Annotated in this window: 15 protein-coding genes and 1 tRNA gene; 11 read left to right on the plus strand and 5 right to left on the minus strand. The window is 43.8% G+C overall.

Annotation, left to right across the window (positions count from 1 at the left end):
• The first annotated feature begins 44 nt into the window (after positions 1-44).
• The gene (locus BAU14_RS07910; protein ID WP_161899548.1) at positions 45-1226 is read left to right on the plus strand and encodes a GNAT family N-acetyltransferase; all 1182 of its coding nucleotides are present in this window, start codon (positions 45-47) and stop codon (positions 1224-1226) included.
• 78 nt (positions 1227-1304) lie between these two features.
• On the opposite strand, the gene BAU14_RS07915 is transcribed toward BAU14_RS07910, so the two are convergent.
• Positions 1305-1475 (minus strand): hypothetical protein, encoded by a 171-nt coding sequence (locus BAU14_RS07915; RefSeq protein ID WP_161899549.1) that lies wholly within the window; start codon positions 1473-1475, stop codon positions 1305-1307.
• Between the two features lie 240 nt (positions 1476-1715).
• A tRNA-Arg gene (locus BAU14_RS07920) sits at positions 1716-1787 on the minus strand.
• Between the two features lie 80 nt (positions 1788-1867).
• Here BAU14_RS07920 and BAU14_RS07925 point away from each other — a divergent pair.
• The gene (locus BAU14_RS07925) at positions 1868-2800 is read left to right on the plus strand and encodes a haloacid dehalogenase-like hydrolase (RefSeq protein ID WP_161899550.1); all 933 of its coding nucleotides are present in this window, start codon (positions 1868-1870) and stop codon (positions 2798-2800) included.
• A gap of 442 nt (positions 2801-3242) precedes the next feature.
• Here the strand turns inward: BAU14_RS07925 and BAU14_RS07930 are convergent, their stop codons facing one another.
• Together BAU14_RS07930 and BAU14_RS07935 are read right to left on the minus strand one after the other, a co-directional pair.
• A complete protein-coding gene (locus tag BAU14_RS07930; RefSeq protein WP_161899551.1) occupies positions 3243-3605 on the minus strand; it encodes a hypothetical protein in 363 nt (120 codons plus the stop codon).
• Entirely contained in the window at positions 3602-4936 is a 1335-nt protein-coding gene (locus BAU14_RS07935; RefSeq protein ID WP_161899552.1) for a Y-family DNA polymerase, read from the minus strand. Before BAU14_RS07935 ends, BAU14_RS07930 begins: the two co-directional genes overlap by 4 nt.
• Positions 4937-5241: 305 nt before the next feature.
• On the opposite strand from BAU14_RS07935, the gene BAU14_RS07940 reads away from it, so the two are divergent.
• The 5 genes from BAU14_RS07940 (at position 5242) to whiA (ending at position 10137) form a co-directional block, all read left to right on the plus strand.
• The gene (locus tag BAU14_RS07940; protein ID WP_161899553.1) at positions 5242-6363 is read left to right on the plus strand and encodes a hypothetical protein; all 1122 of its coding nucleotides are present in this window, start codon (positions 5242-5244) and stop codon (positions 6361-6363) included.
• 238 nt (positions 6364-6601) lie between these two features.
• Complete coding sequence (locus BAU14_RS07945) at positions 6602-6802, plus strand: cold-shock protein (RefSeq protein ID WP_161899554.1); 201 nt, start codon at positions 6602-6604, stop codon at positions 6800-6802.
• Between the two features lie 483 nt (positions 6803-7285).
• Positions 7286-8170, plus strand: a complete 885-nt coding sequence (rapZ, locus tag BAU14_RS07950) for an RNase adapter RapZ (protein ID WP_161899555.1) — start codon at positions 7286-7288, stop codon at positions 8168-8170.
• Positions 8167-9165 (plus strand): gluconeogenesis factor YvcK family protein, encoded by a 999-nt coding sequence (locus BAU14_RS07955; protein WP_161899556.1) that lies wholly within the window; start codon positions 8167-8169, stop codon positions 9163-9165. The genes rapZ and BAU14_RS07955 overlap by 4 nt, the downstream gene beginning before the upstream one ends.
• 36 nt (positions 9166-9201) lie before the next feature.
• Complete coding sequence (gene whiA / locus BAU14_RS07960) at positions 9202-10137, plus strand: DNA-binding protein WhiA (protein WP_161899557.1); 936 nt, start codon at positions 9202-9204, stop codon at positions 10135-10137.
• A gap of 71 nt (positions 10138-10208) precedes the next feature.
• Here the strand turns inward: whiA and BAU14_RS07965 are convergent, their stop codons facing one another.
• A complete protein-coding gene (locus BAU14_RS07965; protein ID WP_161899558.1) occupies positions 10209-10724 on the minus strand; it encodes a thioredoxin domain-containing protein in 516 nt (171 codons plus the stop codon).
• Positions 10725-10917: 193 nt separating this feature from the next.
• Between BAU14_RS07965 and cdaA the strand changes: the two genes are divergently transcribed.
• The 4 genes from cdaA (at position 10918) to BAU14_RS07985 (ending at position 17759) form a co-directional block, all read left to right on the plus strand.
• Positions 10918-11802: a diadenylate cyclase CdaA gene (gene cdaA / locus BAU14_RS07970; RefSeq protein ID WP_161899559.1), complete on the plus strand. Its 885-nt coding sequence runs from the start codon at positions 10918-10920 to the stop codon at positions 11800-11802.
• Positions 11799-13022 carry a YbbR-like domain-containing protein gene (locus BAU14_RS07975; protein WP_161899560.1) on the plus strand — a complete coding sequence of 408 codons (1224 nt, stop codon included), beginning with the start codon at positions 11799-11801 and terminating at the stop codon, positions 13020-13022. Before cdaA ends, BAU14_RS07975 begins: the two co-directional genes overlap by 4 nt.
• Before the next feature lie 228 nt (positions 13023-13250).
• Positions 13251-14606: a phosphoglucosamine mutase gene (glmM, locus tag BAU14_RS07980; protein WP_161899561.1), complete on the plus strand. Its 1356-nt coding sequence runs from the start codon at positions 13251-13253 to the stop codon at positions 14604-14606.
• A 336-nt stretch (positions 14607-14942) separates the two neighbouring features.
• Positions 14943-17759, plus strand: coding sequence for a helicase C-terminal domain-containing protein (locus BAU14_RS07985; RefSeq protein WP_420022082.1), 2817 nt, complete (start codon positions 14943-14945; stop codon positions 17757-17759).
• Positions 17760-17796: the final 37 nt, after the last annotated feature.

The following is a 17796-nucleotide window of genomic DNA, read 5'->3' on the forward strand; positions in this document are numbered from 1 at the left end:
TCGACTTTTGTGTTCAATGATAGAAACAAGGAGGAATAGAAACATTGACTGATGTCAAAGAAATGACCAGCGAGCACGTTGAGGACATGCTATCACTGGTCTCGTATGCTTTTCAGTGGGAATTGTCAGAGAACAATCGCAAACGCTTTTCAATGCTGGCGGAAAATTCATGGAATTTCGGTTCCTTTGATGAAAAGGGACGCCTAGCCAGCCAAGTGATGGCGACTCCTTTTAAAATTGATCTCTTTGGTGACCACCATTTGATGGCAGGTATCGGTTTTGTTGCCAGCTACCCTGAATACCGCAGTCAAGGTCGAATTGATCGCATCATGACAGAATTGCTGGCGACTTCCCGGGAAAGAGGCGTTAATCTGTCTTACTTGGCTCCTTTCTCCTACCCATTTTACAGACGCTATGGATATGAGTTGACGTTTGAACGGGCAGTCTATGATGTGCCGGCTTCTCAGTGGCCTGACTCGCCAAAAGTCTCAGGACGGGTTGAACGGCTGTCCTGGACAGAAGCCAAGCCGGTGATTCAGGAGCTTTTTACTGCCGCGAAACGGCACCATCAAGGCGGTGTTGAGCGAGAAGAGTGGTGGTTGTCCTTCAAGTTCCCATTACGCAAAAACTATACCTATGCGGTGTATTATGATGCAAAAGATATCCCTCAAGGTTACTTGGTCTACCTTTTGGAGCCGGGAAAATTGACTATTGCAGAATGGACTTGGCTGACTGGAGAAGCCTTTCGAGGATTGAATCGCTTTGTTGCTTCTCATAATGGTTCAGTGGCCAACATTTTTTATGACGTAGGTTTTGATGGACAGAACCTGCAGTTTCTCACTCAAACACCAATGAGCGGATTTACTGTGCGACCAGAAATGATGGCACGGGTAGTTGACGTTAAGCGTTTTTTAAAAGACACTAAAAAGGTTCAAGAGCTTCCCGAAAGTATCGCACTAATGGTGACGGGTGACTCTTATGCTGCTTGGAACAATGGTATTTTTGAGCTGAGAAAAGGCGATTGTGGAGTAGACACTGTGCAGGTAGAAGAGACCGAACTGCCCCTTGTTAAGCTGTCAATTCAACGGTTTACTCAGTTGTTTATGGGATACCTCTCACCAGAGACCCTTTTGTTTCATGGACTAATCGAAACTGATGAAAGTCTTTTAAAAGTTTTAAAAACAATCCTGCCTAATCAAAAACCAATCTTAGAAGATTACTTCTGATTTTGGATAGCTGCTGCTAATAGTAATTAAAAAGGCCGCTATCCACGAGTATAGTGGATAGCGGCATAAAAGTAGTGGTTAGTTTTTGACATCACTGCGGACAAATTTAAAACGGATAGGTTTCGACGGACGTGTCGTCTCGCGGGAAAGTTCGCCTTGATCTTTTAAAGCGGATTTTACAACTTGTTCCCGAGTTTTTTTGTATTGATTCATGCGTCGTGCCAAAACCTCTTCTTTTCGTTGTTTCATAATTAAGTCCCCCTCATAATTATCAGATAGTTTTGTAACCTTGTTTCAATAAGTGTAGCACTTGAAAGCGGTTAAATCTAAAAGTACGCTTGTGGAATCAGTAACAAGCTTGTTCTTTAAAAGGTCCCGTGAAACTCTGTAAAACAGTGATTCTTTGAATAAAAAATAGGAACGGCAAATTGCCGTTCCTGTAAAGAAGACTGCGAATCAACAGTCAGCTAGCGCGAATATGTTTTAGAACGTTCCCTGCCGGAATCGAACCAGCAACTAATCCTTAGGAGGGATTTGTTATATCCATTTAACTAAGGGAACCTATTATTTTTACGACATTGTTTATTTTAACGTTGTTGACGCAAGGATTCAAGTAGTCAACGACGATTGGAGGAAAGAAAATGGTAAAACGATTAATCAGTGCGACACCAAGTGAAGTCGCACAAATGAATGGGGCAGAATTGAAGCAGTCCATCAAAGCCAGCGAAGGACGCACGATTTGTGTGGAAAATGTTGTTGGTACACTGCCACAAGTCGGTGATCTGACAAACGCAGAAGTGGCAAAAGCTTTTGGAGCGGATTTAATTCTGCTGAATGGTTTTGACTGCTTTCATCCGGTAGTCATGGGGGTACCGGGCTTATCTTTTGAAGCGGTATTGGATCCAACAGCTGAGATTGCCAATCCAATCCCTGTGCTGAAGGAGCTGACTGGACGACCAATCGGGATCAATCTGGAACCAATCCCAGATGATCTTGACTTGATGAGTGAACAAGTAGTGATCTCCAAAGGGCGTACCAGCTCTGCAGAAACGATTCAGCGTGCCGAAGAACTCGGTGTGGATTTTATCTGCTTTACTGGAAATCCTGGTACCGGTGTAACTAATGAAGCCATTGCCGGTGCAGTAAAAATCGCCAAGGAAAACTTTTCTGGGATGATTATCGCGGGTAAGATGCACAGTGCCGGCTCAGATGAACCGGTAGTAACAAAAGAAGCAATCGCGGCTTATGCAGAAGCTGGGGCTGACATCTTACTGTTGCCGGCAGTGGGAACCATTCAGGGCTTTTTGGAACAAGATCTAATCGAAGCCGTGAAGTTTGCCAAAGCACGGAATCTTTTGACAATGACAGCCATCGGAACTAGTCAAGAAAGTGCTCGGCCAGAGACCCTTCGTCAAATCGCCTTGACTTGTAAAACTTGTGGAGTCGATATCCAACATATCGGTGATGCCGGTTACGGCGGTTTAGCACCAGCTGAAAATATCTTTGAAATGTCCATTGCGATTCGCGGAATGCGCCACACATTGTATCGTTGTGCGCAGTCCATTAATCGATGAGGTACATCGCTATTCTAGCCAAGAGGTCCTGTGACAATCATCAGGTCACAATTCTTCAAAGCGAACCCTGCCAAATGAACACATGAGCTGCAAAAAAACAAGCAACTTCCTTAAGAAACATTGGAAGGTGCTTGTTTTTTTTGCTGTTAAACCTCTCAAATGCTGTCTATTTTTTGTTTTGTCAAGGAAAGTTGGTGTTTGGAGTTTTTCTCTCTATGCTGCTTTGAAATGAGCTATCGCAGCCTTTTTACTTATCTAGCTCACAGTCCTCTTAATAAGATTTTCAGACCGCTGCAAGCAGAAAAGCTGTTAATCGTTGTAGCTTGTTTCAGTGGGGGCCCGTTCGGTTTATTGAAATAGAATTTATCGGCCGTTTTCGAGTGTATCAATTTAAAATGTGAATTTTCAATATAGAGTGGTTTTGGTAATGAAATGCTGAAAACTAATCCAGAGCGCTCCATTTTTTAGTCTTATGAAGTGCAACACTGCGGATTTCGTCGTAGTGGATTTTCTCACCGGCAATATAGATACCCAATTCATCATAGCCTTGTATTTTGCCTATTACATCGGGAGGATAGTGACCCTCAGCATCCATTTCTTCTTTTTGCAGTGCGACAGACTGGTCTTTTATACGGGCTTCTGTCAATAGCTGACCAATCTCTTCGGTGGTCATGGTTGGTTTTGCCGGCCAAGTATAGCGGCGTTCCTTTTTTTCAGCGGCTAACTGGCTGGTATGTTCAGATAGGTAAAAGCCGTTCCATTTCAATTTTTTCCGGTCTTGATAAGGGTGAAGTTCATTTGTCATAAGCCATCCAATCCTCCTGCGCCGCCAGCATGACCGCCCACCAAATGACTGCGGGGGATACTGCGGGCGCCTTCTAATTTACTAGTTGCATGTACGATTGCTGTAAAGCCGTACTTTTCTCTAATCTGATCGATGATTTGATCTAAGCGCTGTTCTGCTTCAGCTTTTTCAGGAGATTCGAACAAGCTTAGTTGCCGGCTATTGGTAAACAACAGCTTTGAATACGTGATACCCACATGACGAACGACTTGCCCACGATAATACTTGCGAAACAGCTGTAGGCAATAGCTGGCCAACTGCTTAGTATTATCGGTGGCTGGAATCTTCATCTGATGAGAAAAGCCGCTTTTGCTTTCTCCTTGAGCAGTACCGATGAACAGATGAATGCACTGTGTCAGACAGCCGTGTCGTCGAATTCTAGCGGCAACTTGTTCGGCCATTTCTTTGACGACGATTTCGATCTCCTGTTGTTTTACATAATTTTTAGGTAAGACTTGGCTGTTGCCGTAAGACTTTTCTTTTATCAGCGGTCCTTGTTCAGATAAAAGGGTTCGATCGATACCGTTTGCATGGTAATAATACTGCTGTCCCAAAACGCCGAACCGCTGCCGCAGCAGTTCAGGGTCGGTGTGGGCCAATTGGTAGATGCTATCAATTCCCAATTTGTAAAAATTTTGCTGCATTCGCCGGCCAATTCCCCAAAAATCCCGCATGTTTGAAATTTGCCAAACTGTTTCAGGAATATTCTCATACCGCCATTCAGCGACAAAATCCTGGTTGTGTTTGGCTGCGTTGTCCAATGCCAGTTTAGCCAAAAGTGGGTTATCACCAATACCGACGGTTAGAACTAGTCCCAGCTTATTTTTAACTTCTGCTTGAATTTGTTGGGCAAAGAGCCTGCGCTTTTGGCTGCGGCTAAGCGTTGGATCTGGAAAGAAAAGTTTCATCGAAGCGGTAACGTCTAAAATTGATTCATCGATGGAATAAATCAATAAGTCTTCATCTGCAACATACTCACGAAAAATATTGTTGAATTTGACATTTTCTTTGATGTATAAATTCATCCGCGGAGGAACTTTCACCAGATCAGGGTGGTCTGGTAGATTGTCTGCTCGAGTGACATTGGTGATTCCCAGCTTTGCTTTTGCCATTGGAGAAGAGGCAAGGATCAAGCCATTACCGGTATTGTCGGCTGTGCTCATGACCACCAGCATTTTTGTCAGCGGATCCCAGCCGCGGAGTGCACATTCCACGCTGGCATAAAAGGATTTGACATCGATGAACAAGATATCTCGTAGCGGCTCAGTTCGGTAGTCGAAGCCACGATCCATTTGGTGGCACCTTCTTTCTATTTTTACAAAGGTTGAATGAGGGGAGCTCTCGTCTATTATTATACGAACATACGTTTGCTTTTGTAAAGCGAACAAATATTAAAAAAATAAGTTTTCAGCATCTTTTTGATTTTCATCGGTAACATGAGAAAAATGCCAGAGCCGCTCTAATCGTTTTGCTTTATCGAAAAATGTAAGCGTGTTACACTTTAATTACAGCATAGCAGCTGTATTTAAATTCGGAAATGAGCGAAATCGACTTAGTTTTTTTGGATTTCGGCATCAACCATAGGAGGGAATCATTTATGACAAAAGCAGGCAAGGAATTATTGGCGGAACTGACTGGAACTGGAGCGAAGGGCCCCTTTGTTTCCATCATGCTCAACACCCATGTGGCCCATCAGGATGTTGAAAAAGATCAGATTAAATTCAAAAATTTTGCCAAGGAAGCCAAAAAGCGCTTTGAAAAGAAATATCCCGACGCAAATTGGAGCACATATCAGGAGAAAATCGACGAATTGTTGGCGGATCAGTCGTTTTGGCGCAGTGGTAAAATCAGCGTGGCCGTATTTTTGACTGAAGAGCAAACCTTGATCCACCGTTTGAATATTCCTATTGATGATCAGTATTATGTAGGTGATACGCCTTATCTTTTAGCGGTAATCAAAAATGCCCAATTTAACTACACCTACTACTTGTTGGGGTTGAATCGTGACTCTATCAAATTATATTTTGTTGACAATCAGCAACTGACGACAGTCGAACTGCCAGAGGGCGCGCCAATTGATGTACCTACTGCCTTGGGAGAAGAGCTTACTGGCGGGAATCTGAACTATAGTTCGCAAGGCAGTCAGGCTGGTTCCAAAGAAGGCGTAGCTTATCACGGTGTCAGCGCAAAGGATGAAGAAGTAGCCATTGACTGGAAAAATTACTATCAAGCAGTGGATACCTTCCTGCGGGATAAATTTGACAATCCAGAGAAATACCCGCTGTATCTGTTTGCACTTCCAGAAAATCAAACAATGTTTAAAAAGTATGCCAAAACGTCCTATTTCAGTACCGATGCGAGTATTAGTGCATCTCCGGCAACCTTGAATGAAAAAGAAATTGCTGCTCAGATCAGCGAGATTTCCAAGCAACTGTCTGCAAAAGAAATCGCCGGCTATCAGAAATTGATGGATAAAAAATTCATGGATCAGTTGGTGGATATCGTCCCAGCAGCAAAAGAGGGGCGGATTTCTCATCTGTTCATTGCCACTTCAAATCTAGTGGACGGTTTCGGAGAAGATCCAGATACTGAATACGATCGCCGTCAAGTTCTAAACACGATGGCTGACTATGTGATAGCAAATGGTGGAGAAGTATTTGTCCTGGATCAAAAAGATGCGCCGGATGAAAAGAGTCTTGTTGCTATCTTACGTTATTAAAATTTAATAATTGGATTGGCGTCCTGCCGCTCTTTCAAGCGGTGCGGACGTCTTTTTTTTACCTTTTTCCGAAAAAATTAGGTATTGTTGCGATTGTGTGATACAATACATCTTGTAGTTTTAGTTAAGGGCTTTTATGGTAGTTTGTTTCCATTGTTAAACATCATTCCCATTAACACCCGACACATGAAATTGCAAAACAAATTGTGGGCAAACCCCACACAGGAGGATATTTAACATGCAAACAGGTACTGTAAAATGGTTCAACGCTGATAAAGGTTTTGGTTTCATCACTGCAGAAGACGGCAACGACGTATTCGTTCACTTCTCAGCAATCCAAGGCGACGGCTTCAAAACTTTGGAAGAAGGCCAAGCAGTTTCTTTCGACGTTGAAGACGGCCAACGTGGCCCTCAAGCAACAAACGTTGTTAAAGGCTAATCCATTTAAAGTCAAAATGTCCAGCGGATTTTCCGTTGGGCATTTTTTTATGCTCAAAATTCGGGTTTAACTCTGGTACATAATACTCGAGCAGTTCTTTTAAGATTAGCTTGACGTAGGGGTGTCTCTGGTCTTTACGCAGTTGTAGATTGAAAGAGGCAGACGACTCTTCTGAGAGGATTCAGATACTCTGTTTTCCAGGTGGCTTTGAAGTAGAAAGCCATTTTTTTACAGACGGTCCTCTTTTTTGGACGCCAGTTTACTATATTGATCGTATTAGTTGGAAATTGCGGCTTTTGTAAGTTTTCAGTAAAAAGATAGTAAGGACACGCCCGGAATGATATAATGTTCAAAGAGTTGAAAATAAGCTATACCAACCAAAAAGAAAATGGACGCTTTGATTGTTGTTGACTATCCCAATAGGCAACGATTGTCGAAGTGCGTTTGTCCATCTGCGGTTCATCAGGAAAGGAGCAAAATCTGATGCAGGAAAATTTAAAATTAGTAATCATTACAGGAATGAGTGGTGCCGGTAAAACGGTAGCCATCCAAAGTTTTGAAGATATGGGTTTCTTTTGTATCGACAATATGCCACCCTCTCTGATTCCCAAGTTTTGGGAGCTGATCAAAGAGTCGGGGAAAATCACCAAGATCGCATTGGTAGTAGATCTGCGTTCTCGTTCATTTTTTGAGGAAATCCAAAATATGCTGATTGATATTGAGAATACCAATTTTATCGATACACAAGTGTTGTTTTTGGATGCTTCAGATGAGGAACTGGTATCTCGCTATAAAGAAACCCGCAGGACGCATCCGATGGCAATGGACGGCCTAGTTACTGAAGGAATTCGCAAAGAACGGGCGATTTTAGGGGACTTGAAAACAAAAGCCACCATGGTGATTGATACAACTATGCTAACCCCAAGGCAACTGCGGGAAAAAATCATTGCCGAGTTTAAGACTTCTGAGACACAAGGCTTTCGCATTGAAATGGTTTCCTTTGGCTTTAAATACGGATTGCCTATTGATGCGGATATCGTGATGGACGTTCGCTTTTTGCCTAATCCCCACTATATCCAAGATTTGCGGCCTTTGACTGGAATGGATCAGCCGGTGTACGACTATGTTATGTCTTTTCCGGAGACAGAGGAATTTTACCAGCGCTTTTTAGGTTTGTTGCAGACAATCATGCCCGGCTATGTGAAAGAAGGCAAGAGCAGTTTGACTGTAGCTATCGGCTGTACAGGTGGGCAGCATCGCTCAGTGGCATTGACTGAGCGGGTCGGTCATGCTCTGGCGCAAGACTACAAGGTGAACATCACCCATCGTGACAAAGACAAACGTAAAGAGACGGTGAATCGCTCATGAAAATGAAAACCTATCGGATCAGAAAGCCAAAAGTGGTGGTGATTGGCGGGGGTACCGGCTTGCCGGTCATTTTGAACAGTCTGCGCAGCGAAAGTGTGGAAATTACGGCTGTGGTAACTGTGGCTGATGATGGCGGTTCCAGCGGTGAAATTAGAGAGTCCATCGCAATGGCACCACCGGGAGATCTTCGCAATGTTTTAGTTGCTATGTCCGATATGCCAAAACTGTACTCAGACATTTTCCAATATCGTTTTAAGAAAGAGGACAAGTTTTTAGCAAATCACGCCTTGGGCAATCTGATTATTGCAGCAATTGCTGAAATGCGAGGCAGTACCTACGATGCTGTACAACTTTTGACGAAGATGATGCATGTTGACGGTCATGTCTATCCCAGCAGCGAAAAACCATTGGTGCTCCATGCAGTGTTCAAAGACGGTACAGAAGCCGTAGGAGAGTCTAAGATTGCTCGAGATCGCAAAACCATTGAGCGGGTATTTGTTCGCAACCAGGATGGCGAGCATGAAGCAAAGGCTGCGCGAAAAGTTGTGACATCAATTATGGAGGCCGATATGATCGTCTTGGGCCCAGGCAGTCTCTTTACGAGCATTTTGCCTAACTTGATGATTTCTGAAATCGGTGAAGCCGTGCGCAAAAGCAGTGCGGAGACAGTCTATATCTGCAACATTATGACGCAAAAAGGCGAGACGGAACACTTTACTGATGCCAACCACGTGGAAGTGTTGCATGAACATCTTCAGGACCAATTTATCGATACGGTTTTGGTAAATACGGAAAAAGTGCCTGAAGGATATATGGATTTTGAGATTTATGATGAATATCTAGTACAAGTCAAACACGATTTCAAGGGCTTGCGGGCGCAAAATTGTCGCGTTGTTTCAACGGACTTTTTGAAGCTGCGAGACGGTGGTGTTTTCCATGATGGGGACAAAGTAGTCGAGGAGCTGCTGACGATTTTGTATGGTGCGAAAAATTAAAACAGTTGCCACAGCTAAGAGGAAGGAGGGGAAGAGATGTCATTTGCTGCCGATGTGAAAAAAGAATTGACGACGTTGGAAGTCCATCGAGAACACGCCAAAGCTGAATTAGCGGCGCTGATTCGAATGAACGGGTCTTTGAGTCTGACCAATCATCAATTTGTCTTGAATGTTCAGACCGAAAATGCAGCGATTGCCCGTCGCATCTATACTTTGTTGAAGGATCATTTTGATGTGCGTAGTGAGCTGTTGGTTCGTCGAAAAATGAAATTGAAAAAGAACAATGTCTATATTGTTCGACTAAAACAAGAGACAGAGCGTGTCTTGACGGAATTGGACATTATGGACGGCATGATGTTTCATAGTCACGTATCTAATGAAATCATGGGCAATGCGCAAAAGATGCGTTCTTATCTCCGAGGGGCATTTATGGCTTCTGGTTCCGTGAACAATCCTGAAACCAGTCGTTATCATCTGGAGATTTACTCCATTTATGAAGAGCACAATCAGGATATTTGCGATATGTTGAATTATTACGATTTGAATGCCCGCACGCTGGAACGACGAAATGGCTATATTGCCTATTTGAAAGGCGCTGAAAAGATTGCTGATTTTTTAACACTAATCGGGGCGACCAATTCCATGTTGAAGTTTGAAGATGTTCGAATCGTGAGGGATATGCGCAATTCGGTAAATCGTCTAGTAAACTGTGAGACGGCCAATATGAACAAAACCATTGATGCGGCTTCCAAACAAATTGACAACATACACTTTATCGAAAATCACGTTGGCTTGCAGGCCCTTCCTGAAAAACTACAGGAAATTGCCGAGCTGCGTTTGGAGCATCCAGAAATCAGTTTGAAAGAACTGGGAGAAATGATTCCCTCCGGTGCTATCTCCAAATCGGGCATCAATCATCGGATTCGAAAAATTAATGAATTTGCCGATCAGCTTAGAAATAATCTGATTTAAGGATACAAAAAAACCAGTGCCATTCCGAATTTACAGTCGAGATGACGCTGGTCTTTTCTATTTCTGAAGGGTCAAACAAGAAAATCTGTCAGGGCCTCAGGAGAGATGCTTTCATCAAAAATATGTTCATCTAAAATCACAGTGGGAACGAATTGGATATTGGCTGCAGTCGCTTCTGCTTTGATTGCCGCTGTAGTTGCGGGATCTGCAGCTTCTTGTAAGCCCAGTTGAGTATGGGCGAATTCGGCTGTTTCCTCCAAAGAAAGATCGCCCCATTCTTTTTGTGTGGCAAAAATCGCGTCAATGGCGGCCAATGCGGCAACTGGGTCATTCTTTGGAACAAAACGATGCATGACATTGCCGCGCTGCAGACTCTCTTTGTCTTTGTCATAGAGTTTGATGACCCGGTACACGCGACCGTCTGCAACGGCTTGCTTCAGTATTTCCTCAGACAATTGGTGCCATTTGCGGCAATACGGACAGCGTAGATTGATGAATTCCAGCAGCGTGTGGCGAGCATGGGGATCACCAATTTTAATGCCGTGGCGGGGTGTCGTTTGTTGTGGGTCAATACGTGTGATATCCATAAAAGCCAGCCTCTTTTCTTTAGTAATCTTCTATAAGTCAGTGTAATCAAATTTTTGCTTCTTGGAAAGAAAATTGTTTAAGCGAAAAAATACAAATCCAGTTACCTTAAGGCTTTTTCAATGAAAATACCGTCAAAATTTCAAGGTTATGGTATACTGTTTAAGGAATAAAGAGCGGAAAGGGCGTCTGCCTATGTCTTTTAATCTAACGGAATTCTTAGATTTCAATTATTGGAAACAACTGTTTACCACCGATGTATTTTCTGTCGGCTTTTTGATCAATGTCCTGGATATTCTGGTAGTTTGGTACATTATCTATAAGCTGATTCAATTGGTGCGAGGTACAAAGGCAATCCAGCTATTCAAAGGGGTGGCAATCTTTATTGCAATTCGTTTTGGTGCGGAGCTGATCGGGTTGCATACCTTGTCTTGGTTGATGGATCAAGTTATCACCTATGGGGTCATCGCGGCGATTGTTATTTTTCAGCCGGAGATTCGGCGGGGATTGGAACATTTGGGAAGAAGCACGCTGTTTAGAACCACTAAGCAGGAACAACGGGAAGAAGAAAAACTCATTAAAGCTTTGGACAAAGCTGTGCAATATATGTCGAAACGACGAATTGGTGCTTTGATCACTATCGAGCGCAATACCGGCTTGGAAGAGTATATTGAGACGGGAATCCCGCTAGATGCAGATATTTCCGGTGAGCTGTTTATCAATATCTTTATCCCTAATACGCCACTCCATGATGGAGCTGTAATCGTGCGTCAAGATAAAATCGCAGTAGCCTGTGCATATCTGCCGCTGTCAGAAAGCATGCTGATTCCAAAAGAGTTTGGGACACGGCATCGGGCAGCTGTTGGAGTCAGTGAAGTTAGCGATGCCTTGACTGTCGTGGTTTCGGAAGAGACCGGGGATGTTAGTGTGACTTTGAATAATGAGTTGCGTCCAGGCTTGTCTCAAGAAGAGTTTTTGGAGACGCTCCATCGTGAGTTGATGGATGAAGAAAAAACTGATAATAAACGTAGTATCCTCCAGTCCTTCATTGATGGTGTGACAAAAGGAGGTAAAAAATGATCCAACCGAAAATTCGTAGCAATCTTTTATACGGTTTGATTGCATTGGTCTTTGCCTTGATTTTGTTTTTTAATGCTAACGGAAGAGGATTGGGCTCACCGCTGACTGGTGGTGTTACACCAGAAGCTTACGAGGAGACCGTCAGCAATGTCCGTATCGAGCCTGTTTACGACAATACCAAATATTATATCCACGGATTTAATCCTACTGTTTCAGTGAAGTTGAAAAGTGTCAACCGAATTCAGCTGAATACCGAAGCCAATGCGGATACTCGCGGGTTTCGCGTAATTGCCGATTTGACCGGGTTGGGAGAAGGAAACCATGAAGTCAAACTGCAATTGCAAAATATGAGTTCTGCTGTCGAAGGAACCATTGAACCCACGACGATTACAGTCACCATCGAGAGCCGTGCCTCAGCTAAAATGAAAGTCGAGCCAGGTGTCTCTACAACAAATTTATCAGAAGGCTTTGCTATTGATAAAGTAGCAGTCGATCCTGAAGAGGTTACCGTTACAACAGGAAGTCAAACGCTCTCAGAGATTCATCGTTTAGTTGCAACGGTAGATCCCGCCAAAATCACCGATCACAATACCGAAGAAAAGGCTAGGGTGCAGGCCTTGGACCAAGAAGGCAACGTTTTGAGTGCCGAAATTGATCCAGCGGAAGTTACTGTCAAAGTGACCTTGACTGCTCCACAAAAACAAGTTGGACTTTATACAGAGCAGACAGGAACACCGGCATCCGGGGTTGCAGGCTATCGGATAGAACTGGCTAGTAACTCGGCCATCATTAGCGGAAAACAAAGTGCCTTGGATGAAATGGAGACGCTCTCGGTTCCTGTAGACATTTCGGGGATTAGTCAGAAAACAACACGCAAAGTGCATATTCCGGTTCCGGATGGCCTAGCAGTCGAGCCAACGGAAGTGACAGTGACGATTACACCACAAATGAATACCACAACGACTCAAAACAGCAGTTCGCAACAGAACACGGGAAATACTCAACAGTCCTCTACTTCCGAAGCAGGTACCTCTGAAGAAAAGCCAACCAGTGACGAAAGCAGTTCAACTAGCGATGACACGAGTTCTTCTGATGCTGAAAAAACGACGGAGACCTCCAATGAAGAAAAGCCGACGGAGTCTAAGGAAAAAAATGAAACCGCTGTGGATTCAACAACACTTAGTGAGACAGCTACAGATGCCCAGGTAGCCATGCGGTAAACCAGAAATGAAAAAAGGCTATTCACGAGAAAAAGGCGAGAAAAAGTGAAATCGACAAAACCTCTTGCTTTTTTCGTGTCAAATCTTCAGAATGATACAAAGCGATAAGCAACTATGCAAAAGAGCAGACGGATAATAAGTACGATTACAGGTGCTTATCTGTGTTGTAACACTTTTTTTGAAAAATAAAACGCAAATCTTTATTTTAAAAGAGCGAGGAGTATCAATATGGGAAAATATTTTGGAACTGATGGTGTCAGAGGCGAAGCAAATGTTGAATTGACGCCGGAATTAGCATTTAAACTTGGCCGTTGCGGCGGATATGTCTTAAGTCAACATGAAAGCGGAGATCAACGTCCCCGCGTACTAGTTGGACGAGATACACGGATTTCCGGACAGATGTTGGAAAATGCCTTGATTGCGGGACTGCTTTCAGTTGGAATCGAAGTCTTTCAATTGGGTGTGATCTCTACACCTGGGGTTGCTTACTTGACCCGCGTGCAAAAAGCCAGCGCCGGTGTTATGATTTCAGCTTCTCATAATCCTGCTCAAGACAACGGCATCAAATTCTTTGGCGGCGACGGCTTCAAGCTGGTGGATGATCAAGAGTTGGAAATCGAGGCTCTCTTGGATGCTAAAGAAGATCTGCTGCCACGTCCGTCGGCAGAAGGTCTAGGTTCAGTGGAAGAATTTCCTGAAGGCTTGCTGAAGTACTCCCAATTTTTGGAACAAACGATTCCTGGTGATCTTTCAGGACTTAAAGTTTGTTTGGACGCGGCAAATGGTGCAACGGCGACTTCTGTTAATCGTTTGTTCGCTGATTTGGAGACAGAATTTTATACCATCGGAACAAATCCGAATGGGTTAAACATCAATGCCGGTGTCGGCTCCACCCATCCAGAAAAACTGGCTGAATTTGTTTTGGAGAAAGGCGCCGACGTTGGGTTGGCATTTGATGGTGACGGTGATCGTGTTATTGCAGTTGATGAATTGGGAAATATCGTTGACGGTGATAAAATCATGTACATCTGTGCCAAATACCTGGCGTCTAAAAAACGTTTGAAACAAGATACCATCGTTACGACGGTTATGAGTAATTTGGGCTTTCACAAAGCAGTGGAAAGCATCGGTTTAAAAGATGTGATTACACAAGTCGGTGACCGCTATGTGGTAGAAGAGATGCGTAAAAACGACTATAATTTTGGTGGCGAGCAGTCCGGCCACATGATCTTTTTAGATTTCAACACGACAGGTGACGGTATGCTTTCTGGTATTCAGTTGTTGAATATCATGAAACAGACGGGTAAGAAGTTGTCTGAGTTGGCAGAAGAAGTGACGATTTATCCACAAAAATTGGTTAATATCCGCGTATCTAATAAGGACGGCGCCATGGAAGTTCCGGCTATTAAAGCAGTCATTGATGAAGCCGAAGCGGAAATGAATGGCGAGGGTCGGATCCTCGTGCGACCTTCTGGGACAGAACCGCTCCTGCGAGTGATGGCAGAAGCCCCAACGGATGAAAAAGTTAACTATTATGTAGAAAAAATTGCTAAGATCGTTCGTGATGAAATCGGATTGGATTAAGGCAAGCAGTTTCCAAAAAGGTTTGTGATAAGCAGCTGGTCACACTTCTTTAAAAGAAACACGACCAAATGTGAGCCACAATAAAAAGAAGCCACTTCTGTTAAAGAATCGAAGTGGCTTCTTTTCATTGTTAAAAAAAATTTCAAATACAGACTTTCTCCGGATGGAAATGTTCCCTCTACGGACTCTGACGCAACGATTAGGCAACTATTTTTTGATAGTTTATAAAGTGCAGTCCTTTTTGATGATTTTCAGTGGTGATTAAGGATAAGTAGGGACCGCGGTTGCTCCATGCTAGATGGGTGTAGTATAATTTTTCTCGATGCAGTAGAGAGGATGACAAATATGCCAAGCGAAGACATTTATGCGGTGGTGGATATCGAGACGACCGGAACCGACCCGAAAAAGGACCGAATCATTCAGTTTGGCTGTGTTTTAATTAAAGACGGCCGGATTATCAATCGTTTTGCGACCGATGTCAATCCAGGAAAGAAAATTTCAAAGCAGATCCAAAATTTGACGAAGATTACGAATGCCCGCGTGCAAAAGGCACCATATTTTGAAGACATTGCGTTTACGATTGCTAATTTATTGGCGGATACTGTTTTTGTGGCGCATAATATTTATTTTGATTATCAGTTTTTAAATCATGAGTTTGCTCGTTGCGGTGTACCGGAAATGACGATTCCAGGAATTGATACCGTGGAGCTGGCCCAAATTTTCCTGCCAACAGCGACGAGTTTTCGTTTGAAAGATCTGGCTGATAGTCTAGGTCTCAGCCATGACAATCCTCATCAGGCAGACAGTGATGCCGAGGTGACCGGAGCATTGTTGCTGTATATCCAACAAGTGATGCGCGGGCTGCCGCTAGTTACGATGGAAAAAATTGCACAACTGTCTGGTCAGACGGGTATGCAGACCGGGCAGTTCATTCAAAAAAATGTCGCAGAAATGCGGAGACAAACCCGACCGCTACCAGAAGATTTGGTAGTTGTGTCAGGAATTGCGCTAAAAAATAAGCAGGTACCGTTGTTTGAAGAGCAGCTATATGAAAGCAAGTATCCGAATAAGAAAAAAGGCAAAGAGCAGCTTTTTGACGGACAATTGATTTTTCACAAAGAACAAGCCCGACTAATGAATCTGGTATATCGCCATTTCAGTGGTGAAGAAGCCTTATCAGATGAAACACCTGATCCTAAAAATCTATTCATTGAAGCAGCAACAGGGATGGGGAAAACCATCGGGTACTTGTTTCCAACCGGTTTTTTGGCAACGCCAGAGAGTCCTCTGATTGTGAGCACAGCTTCACTTTTACTACAGGACCAGTTAGTTCAAAAGGATTTGCCATTGGTAAACAAAGTATTGCCACAGCCCTTTGTCGCTACCGTTATTAAAGGACAACGCCACTATCTCGACTTGGCTCGATTTGCCGTTACCTTGCAGCAACCGTCAGCTCAAAAGCAGTATTTACTGTACCAAATGGCGGTTTTAGTTTGGCTGACTAAAACCGAGACCGGTGATTTGGATGAACTGAATCTGATTCGACTCGATCATCCTTTTTTTAGCGAAACTGGCCATCGTGGCACAGCTTTTTTGGATCACGAGAGTCCGTTTTATGCCCATGACTTTCTGCGCTTTTTACACAAGCGTATGACCCAGAGCAATCTTTTGATCGTTAACCATGCGTTTTTAGCCAGAGAATCTTTGCGGGAGGAGTTTCAATTACCGAAAAGTCGTTTTTTACTAATTGATGAAGCCCATCATCTGCCGGATAACTGTGAAAAAGCCGAGCGGCAGCAAGTGGCGACTTTTGCTTTTCGACGGCAAGTCAGCGGACTGAATGGGGAAAACGGACTGTTTTCTCAACTTGAAAATTTGTTTGCCCAGCAGCCAGAAATTCTAGCGACAGTGAGGCTTTATCAGCAGGAGCTGGAAGCAATTGTTGAGATGCAAGAAGTAGTCATCACTCATCTTTATCAGCTAAAAGCTGAAGAGACACGCTCGGAATTGGTGGTGAGCTTTGATGATCTCCAACAGTTACCATTAGCAGCACAAAAGTCTCAAAAAAAGTTGCTTCTATACTATCAAGAAGCAGAACAGGTGGCCGAAAAACTACGACAACAAATAAATGCTGTCAACAGCGCTTTGGTGGTCTCTGAGAAAAAAATGGTGAGAGAATTGTTCGAGCTGTTGCAAGAGGTCACCTTTCAAGGGCAAATCATGACTCGGTGGTTTGAGGAGTGGTCAGGAGAGCTGGTTCATTGGCTAAAACTCAACAGTAATCAAATCACTGGCGATTTTCAACTGACGGACTTTTCCGCACCACTCTTGCCTCGGACCAAGTGGTATGAGCGTTATGAGCGCATCCTGTATATCGGCGGTACTTTAAAAATTGGCGGCAATCGCCATTATTTTCCGGAACGTTTGGGAATTGCGGAGGCACCGGTAAAGATTATTCAAGCACCTTTTGATTATCCAAAACAGACGCGGGTCATTCTGCCGGATAAAGGAATTTCAGTTAAGCAGCTGACCTCTCAAGAATACGGCGACTATCTGGCAAAAGCAGTGGAAGAAATCCTGCGGTCGGTGCAAAAACCAGTACTGGTGCTGTTTACCTCCCATGACAGTTTGCAGCGAGTTTATGAGCGGCTTCATATGAAATTTCTGGCTGAAGGCCGGGAAATTTTAGCGCAAGGTGTAGGCGGTAGTCGGGAGAAACTGTTGCGGCGTTTCAGCCTGTCCAAAGACAGCGTCCTATTGGGAGCGGACAGCTTTTGGGAGGGTGTCGATCTTCCAGGAGAGCGGCTGGAAGTTCTGATTGTCACGCGGCTGCCATTTGCGAATCCGAAACGGCCGTTGACGGCAGCCCGCAATCGGTATTTGCAGTCTCAGGGGATTGATCCGTTTTTTGAAGAAGCGATTCCCCAAGCAGCTTTGAGACTGCGACAAGCTTATGGACGCTTGGTACGAGGGAATGACGATCGAGGGGTAATGGTGATCTTGGATCGACGGCTAGTGACGACAAAATACGGACGCAAGTTGGCAAAAGCATTCCCTCAAAAGGTCCCGCTACAAGAACTTTCTACCGAAGAGACTAAACTCGAATTGGAAGAATTTTTAAAAAATTCGCGAACCGCAGCAAAAGATGATTAAATATGCAAAAAAATCTGTTATAATGAAAAAACCATAT

The organism is Candidatus Enterococcus leclercqii, from assembly GCF_009933135.1.
Lineage (GTDB): Bacteria > Bacillota > Bacilli > Lactobacillales > Enterococcaceae > Enterococcus_C > Enterococcus_C leclercqii.

Bases quoted from the DNA above. Each gene is read 5' to 3' on its own strand.
- rapZ (WP_161899555.1), top strand. From the start codon at position 7,286: ATGCAGGAAAATTTAAAATTAGTAATCATTACAGGAATGAGTGGTGCC.
- BAU14_RS07945 (WP_161899554.1), top strand. From the start codon at position 6,602: ATGCAAACAGGTACTGTAAAATGGTTCAACGCTGATAAAGGTTTTGGT.
- BAU14_RS07955 (WP_161899556.1), top strand. From the start codon at position 8,167: ATGAAAATGAAAACCTATCGGATCAGAAAGCCAAAAGTGGTGGTGATT.
- BAU14_RS07915 (WP_161899549.1), bottom strand. From the start codon at position 1,475: ATGAAACAACGAAAAGAAGAGGTTTTGGCACGACGCATGAATCAATAC.
- whiA (WP_161899557.1), top strand. From the start codon at position 9,202: ATGTCATTTGCTGCCGATGTGAAAAAAGAATTGACGACGTTGGAAGTC.
- BAU14_RS07940 (WP_161899553.1), top strand. From the start codon at position 5,242: ATGACAAAAGCAGGCAAGGAATTATTGGCGGAACTGACTGGAACTGGA.
- BAU14_RS07925 (WP_161899550.1), top strand. From the start codon at position 1,868: ATGGTAAAACGATTAATCAGTGCGACACCAAGTGAAGTCGCACAAATG.
- BAU14_RS07965 (WP_161899558.1), bottom strand. From the start codon at position 10,724: ATGGATATCACACGTATTGACCCACAACAAACGACACCCCGCCACGGC.
- cdaA (WP_161899559.1), top strand. From the start codon at position 10,918: ATGTCTTTTAATCTAACGGAATTCTTAGATTTCAATTATTGGAAACAA.
- BAU14_RS07930 (WP_161899551.1), bottom strand. From the start codon at position 3,605: ATGACAAATGAACTTCACCCTTATCAAGACCGGAAAAAATTGAAATGG.
- BAU14_RS07975 (WP_161899560.1), top strand. From the start codon at position 11,799: ATGATCCAACCGAAAATTCGTAGCAATCTTTTATACGGTTTGATTGCA.
- BAU14_RS07985 (WP_420022082.1), top strand. From the start codon at position 14,943: ATGACAAATATGCCAAGCGAAGACATTTATGCGGTGGTGGATATCGAG.
- glmM (WP_161899561.1), top strand. From the start codon at position 13,251: ATGGGAAAATATTTTGGAACTGATGGTGTCAGAGGCGAAGCAAATGTT.
- BAU14_RS07935 (WP_161899552.1), bottom strand. From the start codon at position 4,936: ATGGATCGTGGCTTCGACTACCGAACTGAGCCGCTACGAGATATCTTG.